Below are 1,512 nucleotides of genomic sequence, written 5' to 3' on the forward strand. Positions count from 1 at the left end.
CTTCCCCAATCCCTTCATCGGGCTGGTGGGCTACGCCGTGCTCATCGCGATCGGCGTGGCCGCCGCCTCGGGCGTGCGCTTCCCGCGCTGGTACTGGGTGGGCGCGCTGCTGGGCCTGACGTTCGCCGCGGGGATGGTGCACTGGCTGGCGTACCAGTCCATCTTCTCCATCCAGGTGCTCTGCCCCTGGTGCATGGTCGTGTGGGCCGTGACCATCCCCATGTTCTGGTACACGCTGCTGCACGTGCTGGCCAAGCTCACCGGCGCCGGCTGGGTGCGGGCGCTCCAGCGGTGGCACCTGGTCCCCGTCGTCGTGTGGTTCCTGGCCATGGCCGCGATCATCCTCTGGGCGTTCTGGGACTTCTACTGGGCGGACTTCTTCGGCAACCTCTGACGGCAGCGCCCTCCGACCGGCAGAGCACTCCGACCAGCAGAGCCCGTCGGCCGGCCCACGCCATCCCCGCCACCGGCACCGCCCGTGCGACCTGAAGGGAACCCGATGCGCTTCGTGGGAATCGACGTGGTGATCCCGGTCCACGACGAGCAGGTGCTGCTCCCCGGGTGTCTGGACTCGCTGGAGGCGTGCGCCGCGGTCACCCCCGTGCCGGTGACGGTGACCGTGGTGCTCGATTCCTGCACCGACGCCTCCGAGACGATCGCTCGCGGCCGGGCCCGGATCGTGCGGTGCGACGCTCGCAACGTCGGCGCCGCGCGGGCCGTCGGGTTCGACTCCCTCCCGCGACCCGCCTCGCCGCAACGGTCCGGGCAGCGCTGGTACGCCACCACCGACGCCGACTCGCGCGTGCCCCCCACCTGGCTGGCCGACCAGCTGGCCCGGGCACTCGACGGCGCCGACGTGGTCGCCGGACTGGTCGAGGTGACCGACTGGTCCGAGTGGAACCCGGACACCCGGGTGCGCTACCTCGAGGGCTACCGGGCCGGTTCCGACCACCGGCACATCCACGGCGCCAACATCGGCATCTCGGCCCGTGCGTACCGCGACCTGGGCGGGTTCGAGCCCCTGCCGGTCCACGAGGACGTGCGCCTGGTGCACCGCGCCGAGGAGGCGGGGCTGTCGATCGCCTGGTCCACCGCGACGCCCGTGACCACCTCCGCCCGGCGGCACTCCCGGACCCCCGGTGGGTTCTCCGGTCACCTGGCCCTCACCGAGCTGGACCACGCCGAGCTGGATCACGCCGAGTCGGACCGCGCCGAGCCGGACCACGCCGAGTTGGACCACACCAGGAGCGGGGTCACCCCATGACATCACCCGATCGCCCCCGCGGAGCCGACCTCGCCCGCGAGTGGGTCGAAGAGGGGCGCGCCGACCTGCCCCTCCCCGGACACGGGGACACCCGCGCCCGCTGGTCCGAGCTCACCGCGATGTGCGCCCACGACGTCTCGGCGGGCCGCCTGGTCGAGGCCCACGCCGACGCCGACGCAATCCTCGCCGAGATCGAGGGCACCCGAGTCTCGCCCGGCGAGTTCTGGGGCGTGTGGGCCGCCGAGCCG

General features: G+C 72.9%; 2 protein-coding genes and 1 pseudogene. All 3 read left to right on the forward strand.

The window, feature by feature from the left end:
* Positions 1–394 (forward strand): vitamin K epoxide reductase family protein (locus G6028_RS16130; protein WP_277817627.1); only part of this gene is annotated, 394 nt, incomplete at its 5' end.
* 105 nt (positions 395–499) lie between these two features.
* The gene (locus tag G6028_RS16135) at positions 500–1,264 is read left to right on the forward strand and encodes a glycosyltransferase family 2 protein (RefSeq protein WP_182659477.1); all 765 of its coding nucleotides are present in this window, start codon (positions 500–502) and stop codon (positions 1,262–1,264) included.
* Positions 1,261–1,512: pseudogene (locus G6028_RS16140) on the forward strand (acyl-CoA dehydrogenase); the annotation flags it as partial. The gene G6028_RS16135 and the pseudogene G6028_RS16140, both read left to right, overlap by 4 nt.

This window comes from Dietzia cercidiphylli, from assembly GCF_014145145.1.
GTDB lineage: Bacteria > Actinomycetota > Actinomycetes > Mycobacteriales > Mycobacteriaceae > Dietzia > Dietzia natronolimnaea.

What these genes read in the sequence shown, in the direction of transcription:
- G6028_RS16135 (WP_182659477.1), top strand. Translation starts at nt 500, where the DNA reads ATGCGCTTCGTGGGAATCGACGTGGTGATCCCGGTCCACGACGAGCAG.